Raw genomic sequence first — 7463 nt, 5'->3', positions numbered from 1 at the left:
CCGGACACAAAAAAGCCCCTGTCACCGACAAAGTGACAGGGGCTTTTTCATGGGCCTGATTCAGGCCTTGTCGCGAGCCAGCAATGGCTTGAGGTAGAAACCGGTGTGAGACTGCTTCATCTCGGAGACTTCCTCTGGCGTGCCGACCGCAATGATCTGCCCGCCTTTGGAGCCCCCTTCCGGTCCAAGATCCACCAGCCAATCAGCCGTCTTGATCACGTCCAGATTGTGCTCGATCACCACCACGGTGTTGCCGTGGTCGCGCAGTCGATGCAACACGTCGAGCAGTTGCTGGATATCCGCGAAGTGCAAACCGGTAGTCGGTTCATCGAGGATATACAGCGTCTTGCCGGTATCGCGCTTGGACAGTTCGCGGGACAGTTTCACCCGCTGCGCTTCACCACCGGACAGCGTGGTCGCCGATTGCCCGAGCTTGATGTACGACAGGCCGACATCCATCAGTGTCTGAAGCTTGCGCGCCAGTGCCGGAACTGCGTCAAAAAACACCCGAGCTTCTTCGATGGTCATCTCAAGGGTTTCATGGATGCTCTTGCCCTTGTACTTGATCTCAAGCGTTTCACGGTTGTAGCGCTTGCTCTTGCAGACATCGCAAGGGACATAGATGTCCGGCAGGAAGTGCATTTCAACCTTGATCAAGCCGTCGCCCTGACAAGCCTCGCAGCGTCCGCCCTTCACGTTGAAGGAGAAACGCCCCGGCCCGTAACCGCGCGAACGGGATTCCGGCACGCCGGCGAACAGTTCGCGAATCGGTGTGAATAACCCGGTGTACGTCGCCGGGTTGGAGCGTGGGGTGCGGCCAATCGGGCTTTGGTCGATGTCGACGACCTTGTCCAGATGCTCCAGCCCTTTGATGCTGTCGTGAGCCGCAGCCTCAAGCGTCGTTGCACCGTTGAGTGCCGTCGCGCTCAAAGGAAACAGTGTGTTGTTGATCAGCGTCGATTTACCCGAGCCAGACACGCCGGTGACACAGGTCAGCAGACCGATCGGAATGTCCAGATCGACGTTACGCAGGTTGTTGCCGCGCGCCCCCTTGAGGGACAGCGACAACTTCTTGTTGCGCGGTGTGCGTTTGGCCGGTACGGCGATTTTCACCCGGCCGGACAAGTATTTGCCGGTCAACGAATCAGGGTGAGCCATGACCTCGGCCGGCGTACCTTCGGCGACGATATGCCCGCCATGCACGCCAGCACCCGGACCGATATCCACCACATAGTCAGCCAGGCGAATCGCATCTTCATCGTGCTCGACCACGATCACCGTGTTGCCGATATCGCGCAGGTGCTTGAGCGTGCCCAGCAGCCGATCGTTGTCGCGCTGATGCAGACCAATCGACGGTTCATCGAGGATGTACAGAACGCCAACCAGACCGGCACCGATCTGACTGGCCAGGCGAATCCGCTGAGCTTCACCGCCAGACAACGTGTCGGCACTGCGATCCAGCGACAGGTAGTCGAGACCGACGTTGACCAGGAACTGCAGGCGCTCACGGATTTCCTTGAGGATCTTGTCGGCAATTTCGCCGCGACGCCCGGTCAGTTTCAGCACACCGAAGTATTCGCACGCATCGCCAATCGGCAGATTGGTGACGGCCGGCAAAGTCTTCTCGCCGACCCAGACGTGTCGTGCCTCACGACGCAGGCGGGTGCCACGGCAATCCGGGCACGGCTGGGTACTGAGGAACTTGGCCAGTTCCTCGCGCACGGAGGCCGATTCGGTTTCGCGGTAGCGACGCTCCAGGTTCGGTACGATGCCTTCGAACGGGTGCGAACGTTTGACGATGTCGCCACGGTCGTTCAGGTACTTGAAGTCGACGTTCTGCGAGCCACTGCCGTGCAGGATGAACTTCTGCTGATCGGCGGGCAGTTCATTGAACGGCACTTCGAGGCTGAACTTGTAGTGCGACGCCAGCGACCCGAGCATCTGGAAGTAATAGACGTTGCGCCTGTCCCAGCCGCGAATCGCGCCCTCGGCCAGGGTCAGTTCACCATTGACCAGTCGCTTGATGTCGAAGAACTGCTTCACGCCCAAGCCGTCGCACGTCGGACAGGCGCCGGCCGGGTTGTTGAAGGAGAACAGTTTGGGTTCCAGCTCGCTGATGGCGTGGCCGCAAATCGGGCAGGCGAAGCGCGCGGAGAAGATGATTTCTTCACCCGGCTCATCGTCCATCGGCGCAACCAGCGCAATGCCGTCCGCCAGCTTCAGCGCGGTCTCGAACGATTCGGCGAGGCGCTGTTGCAGGTCGGCGCGGACCTTGAAGCGGTCGACTATTACATCAATCGAATGCTTCTTTTGTTTATCCAGCTTCGGCAGCTCATCCAGTTCGCAGATCCTGCCGTTGACCCTGGCCCGCACAAAGCCCTGGGCACGCAGTTCTTCGAACACTGAAAGATGTTCACCTTTGCGCTCGCGAATCACCGGCGCCAGCAGCATCAGCTTGCTGCCCTCCGGCTGCGCGAGGACCAGGTCAACCATCTGGCTGACCGTCTGCGCTTCCAGCGGAATGTCGTGATCCGGGCAACGCGGAATACCCACGCGAGCGTAAAGCAGGCGCAGGTAGTCGTAGATTTCGGTGATGGTGCCGACGGTCGAACGCGGGTTATGCGAAGTCGACTTCTGTTCGATGGAAATGGCTGGCGACAGGCCTTCAATGGTGTCGACGTCCGGTTTTTCCATCATCGACAAAAACTGCCGGGCATAGGCCGACAGCGATTCGACATAGCGGCGCTGGCCTTCGGCGTACAGCGTGTCGAATGCCAGGGACGATTTGCCGGATCCGGACAGGCCGGTGATGACGATCAGTTTGTCCCGCGGCAGGGTCAGGTCGATGTTCTTCAGGTTGTGGGTTCGGGCCCCACGAATCAGGATCTTGTCCAAAGTGGCCTCGCTCGGCGGGCGTCGAAAACGTAGGAGTATACGGCCAAATACTGGATGGATGCACACTATCAAACGAGTGGATGACTGTCGTACATGAAGAGTCTGTCAGCGGAGCGCGTCAAAGCGTCGCGATATACCCTGTCAATCGATGGGACTGGTAGAATCGCCGCCGGTTCACATGAGGTTTTTCCATGCACGATCCCCACAGCGAACGCATGAGTGGCAGTGAGACCCGCGCAGCAAGCGGTCTGGCCCTTGTGTTCGCCTTCCGTATGCTTGGCATGTTCATGGTGTTGCCGGTATTGGCGACCTATGGGATGGATCTGGCGGGAGCGACCCCGGCCCTGATCGGGCTGGCGATTGGCGCTTACGGCCTGACCCAGGCGATTTTCCAGATCCCTTTCGGTTTCATTTCCGACCGCATCGGGCGTCGCCCGGTGATTTACCTGGGGCTGATCGTCTTCGCCCTCGGCAGCGTGCTGGCGGCCAATGCCGATTCGATCTGGGGCGTTATCGCCGGACGCATCCTGCAAGGCGCCGGGGCCATTTCCGCGGCCGTGATGGCGTTGCTGTCAGACCTGACCCGCGAACAGCATCGGACCAAAGCCATGGCCATGATCGGCATGACGATCGGTCTGTCGTTCGCGGTCGCCATGGTGGTAGGACCGTTGCTGACCCGCGCTTTCGGCCTGTCCGGATTGTTTTTCGCCACCGGTGGCATGGCGCTGTTTGGCATCGTGATCGTGATGTTCATGGTGCCGCGCTCCACCGGGCCGTTGCAGCATCGCGAGTCCGGCGTCGCGCGTCAGGCGCTGATGCCGACGCTCAAGCACCCGGACCTGCTGCGCCTGGACCTGGGCATTTTTGTGTTGCACGCGATGTTGATGTCGAGCTTCGTGGCGTTGCCACTGGCCCTGGTCGAAAGAGCCGGGCTGCCCAAAGAGCAGCACTGGTGGGTCTATTTGACTGCGCTGCTGATTTCTTTCTTCGCCATGATCCCGTTCATTATCTACGGCGAGAAGAAACGCAAAATGAAACGAGTTTTATTGGGCGCGGTGCTGACGCTGATGCTCACTGAGCTATTCTTCTGGCAGTTCGGCGATAGCTTGCGGGCTCTGGTGATCGGGACGGTGGTGTTCTTTACCGCGTTCAATCTGCTGGAAGCTTCGTTGCCATCGCTGATCAGCAAGGTTTCACCGGCGGGCGGCAAGGGCACGGCGATGGGGGTTTATTCCACCAGCCAGTTCCTCGGTTCGGCGCTGGGCGGGATCCTCGGCGGCTGGATGTTCCAGCACGGCGGTTTGTCGGCGGTATTCCTCGGATGCGCCGGCCTGGCTGCCCTCTGGCTGGCCTTTGCTGTTACCATGCGCGAACCACCTTACGTGACGAGCCTGCGCTTGCCGTTGTCGCCCGAGGCGATCCGCGAAGCGGGTCTGGTCGAGCGCCTGAAGGCCGTCGTAGGGGTAACAGATGCAGTAATCGTCGAAGATGAAGCGGCGATTTACATAAAATTGGACACCGAACTATTGGATCGCACCACCCTTGAGCGCCTGGTGAACAACCCGGCCGGGGCAGCGTGCGTAGCCTAGGAGAACGTTATGGCCCGTGGGGTTAACAAAGTCATATTGGTCGGCACTTGCGGCCAGGATCCCGAAGTTCGCTACTTGCCTAACGGTAACGCCGTGACCAACCTGAGTCTGGCGACCAGCGAACAGTGGACCGACAAGCAAACCGGCCAGAAAGTCGAGAAGACTGAATGGCACCGTGTGTCGATGTTCGGCAAGGTAGCGGAAATCGCCGGCGAGTACCTGCGTAAAGGTTCGCAGGTCTACATCGAAGGCAAGCTGCAGACCCGCGAGTGGGAAAAAGACGGTATCAAGCGTTACACCACTGAAATCGTGGTCGACATGCAAGGCACCATGCAACTGCTCGGTGGCCGTCCACAGCAGGGCGACCAACAAGGCGGGGGTAACAACTATCAGCAGTCCGCCCCGGCTCCACGCCAGCAGGCTCCGCGTCCGCAACAGTCGTCGGCACCTCAACAGTCGCGTCCGGCTCCACAGCAGCAGGCCGCTCCTCAGCCGGCTCCGGATTTCGACAGCTTTGATGACGATATCCCGTTCTAAGAAGCGGCTATTCAGTCAGTAACAAAAAAAGCGAAGCCAGTGATCTGGCTTCGCTTTTTTGTGGACGCTGTTAGCGGGATAAAGGGGTCACATTGGCCCGCGCCGTGTGCAGCTTTTTGTAGCTGTCGATCAACCGCAGGTGCCGGTCGAGCCCCTCCAGTTTCATGCTGGTCGGCGTCAAGCCATGGAAGCGTACGCTGCCGTCCACCGAGCCGATCGCTGCATCCATCCGCTCGTTGCCGAACATCCGGCGGAAGTTGGCCTCGTAGTCCTCCAGTTCCAGGTCTTCGTCCAGTTTCATCTCCAGCACCACATTGACGGCCTGATAGAACAAGCCACGCTCAACCGTGTTGTCGTTGTACTGCAGGAACATCTCCACCGCTTCTTTCGCCTCTTCAAATTGCTGCAAGGCGAGATAAATCAGCAGCTTCAATTCCAGGATCGTCAGCTGACCCCAAGCGGTATTGTCGTCAAATTCGATGCCGATCAGGCTGGTGATGTCGGTGTAGTCGTCCAGCTCGCTTTCCACCAGACGCTCCGCCAGTGCCTGCAGTTCGGCCTCGTCCAGGCGATGCAGGTTCAGGATGTCGGCGCGGAAGAACAGCGCTTTGTTGGTGTTATCCCAGATCAGATCGTCTACCGGATAAATTTCCGAATAGTCCGGCACCAGGATGCGGCAGGCCGTCGCGCCGATATGCTCGTACACCGCCATGTACACTTCCTTGCCCATGCCTTCGAGAATGCCGAACAAGGTTGCGGCTTCTTCGGTATTCGAGTTTTCACCCTGGCCGGAGAAGTCCCACTCCACGAATTCGTAATCCGACTTTGAGCTGAAGAAGCGCCACGACACCACGCCGCTGGAGTCGATGAAGTGCTCGACGAAGTTATTCGGCTCGGTCACCGCATGACCTTCAAACGTCGGCTGTGGCAAGTCGTTGAGGCCTTCGAAACTGCGGCCCTGGAGCAATTCGGTGAGGCTGCGTTCCAGCGCCACTTCCAGGCTCGGGTGCGCGCCGAACGAGGCAAACACACCGCCGGTACGCGGGTTCATCAGCGTGACGCACATCACCGGGAACTCCCCCCCCAGGGACGCATCCTTCACCAGCACGGGGAACCCTTGTTCTTCCAGCGCCTGAATACCGGCCAGAATTGCGGGGTACTTCGCCAGCACGTGGGCCGGCACATCCGGCAGTGCAAATTCACCTTCGATGATTTCGCGTTTGACCGCGCGCTCGAAGATCTCCGACAGGCACTGCACCTGGGCTTCGGCCAGCGTGTTACCGGCACTCATTCCGTTGCTCAGGAACAGGTTTTCAATCAGGTTGGACGGGAAATACACCACTTCGCCGTCCGACTGGCGCACGTACGGCAGCGAGCAGATGCCACGTTCTTCATTGCCCGAGTTGGTATCGATCAGATGAGAACCACGCAGCTCGCCGTCGCGGTTGTAAATCTTCAGGCAGTACTCGTCGAGAATGTCGGCGGGCAACGCATCTTTACGGCCAGGCTGGAACCAGCGTTCGTCCGGGTAGTGCACAAACGCAGCGTTGGCGATGTCTTCACCCCAGAACTGATCGTTGTAGAAGAAGTTGCAGTTGAGTCGCTCGATAAACTCGCCCAGCGCCGAGGCCAGCGCGCCTTCCTTGGTTGCACCCTTGCCGTTGGTAAAGCACATCGGCGAGTGCGCATCGCGGATATGCAGCGACCACACATTGGGCACGATATTGCGCCACGAGGCGATTTCGATCTTCATCCCCAGGTCTGCCAGAATGGCCGACATGTTGGTGATGGTTTGCTCCAGCGGCAGATCCTTGCCGGCAATATAAGTGCTCGCCTCTGAACTGGAAGCAGGCATCAACAATGCCTGGGCATCGGCGTCGAGGTTGTCCACTTCTTCGATCACAAACTCAGGCCCGGCTTGCACCACTTTTTTCACGGTGCAGCGGTCGATGGAGCGCAGGATGCCCTGGCGGTCCTTGTCGGAGATGTCCGCCGGCAGCTCGACCTGGATCTTGAAAATCTGGTTGTAGCGGTTTTCCGGGTCAACAATGTTGTTCTGCGACAGGCGGATGTTATCCGTGGGGATATTGCGGGTGCTGCAGTACAACTTCACAAAGTACGCCGCACACAGCGCCGACGAAGCCAGGAAGTAGTCGAACGGACCCGGTGCCGAGCCATCGCCCTTGTAGCGGATAGGTTGATCGGCCACCACCGTGAAGTCGTCGAACTTGGCTTCAAGCCGAAGGTTGTCGAGAAAGTTGACCTTGATTTCCATGGGGGATTACCAGAATAACGGGCTAGACGATTTGGCCGCCATTATCCGGCTTTTCGGCGGTAAGTCTTGTGGTTGTCCAGTCCCGAGACAGGTTTGCACCTGTTTCACCCCAAACGCCCGATGCACGGCACCGGGCTTTCTGTGTTTCGGGAGCGTCGGGTGGCAGC

The 7463-nt window shown here is 59.1% G+C and carries 4 protein-coding genes; 2 read left to right on the top strand and 2 right to left on the bottom strand.

The window, feature by feature from the left end; translation table 11 throughout:
* Window positions 1-60 precede the first annotated feature (60 nt).
* Entirely contained in the window at window positions 61-2895 is a 2835-nt protein-coding gene (gene uvrA / locus ACM6I5_RS01130) for an excinuclease ABC subunit UvrA (protein ID WP_017341067.1), read from the bottom strand.
* Between the two features lie 191 nt (window positions 2896-3086).
* Here uvrA and ACM6I5_RS01125 point away from each other — a divergent pair, with 191 nt between their 5' ends.
* Both ACM6I5_RS01125 and ACM6I5_RS01120 read left to right on the top strand, forming a co-directional pair.
* Window positions 3087-4484, top strand: a complete 1398-nt coding sequence (locus tag ACM6I5_RS01125) for an MFS transporter (protein WP_414883037.1) — start codon at window positions 3087-3089, stop codon at window positions 4482-4484.
* A gap of 9 nt (window positions 4485-4493) precedes the next feature.
* A complete protein-coding gene (locus ACM6I5_RS01120) occupies window positions 4494-5021 on the top strand; it encodes a single-stranded DNA-binding protein (protein ID WP_017341065.1) in 528 nt (175 codons plus the stop codon).
* A 70-nt stretch (window positions 5022-5091) separates the two neighbouring features.
* Here ACM6I5_RS01120 and ACM6I5_RS01115 read toward each other — a convergent pair whose 3' ends face one another.
* Window positions 5092-7296 carry an OsmC domain/YcaO domain-containing protein gene (locus tag ACM6I5_RS01115; protein ID WP_414878163.1) on the bottom strand — a complete coding sequence of 735 codons (2205 nt, stop codon included), beginning with the start codon at window positions 7294-7296 and terminating at the stop codon, window positions 5092-5094.
* Between the last annotated feature and the right edge of the window lie 167 nt (window positions 7297-7463).

Origin of the sequence: Pseudomonas sp. IT-P171, from assembly GCF_949767765.1 — a bacterium.
Taxonomy (GTDB): domain Bacteria; phylum Pseudomonadota; class Gammaproteobacteria; order Pseudomonadales; family Pseudomonadaceae; genus Aquipseudomonas; species Aquipseudomonas fluorescens_B.
The sequence above is the reverse complement of the archived record's forward strand: the minus strand, read 5'-3'. Positions and strand labels throughout refer to the sequence as shown.

Excerpts from the sequence above, each read along its gene's own strand:
- ACM6I5_RS01125 (WP_414883037.1), top strand. The coding sequence starts at position 3,087 with ATGCACGATCCCCACAGCGAACGCATGAGTGGCAGTGAGACCCGCGCA.
- ACM6I5_RS01120 (WP_017341065.1), top strand. The coding sequence starts at position 4,494 with ATGGCCCGTGGGGTTAACAAAGTCATATTGGTCGGCACTTGCGGCCAG.
- ACM6I5_RS01115 (WP_414878163.1), bottom strand. The coding sequence starts at position 7,296 with ATGGAAATCAAGGTCAACTTTCTCGACAACCTTCGGCTTGAAGCCAAG.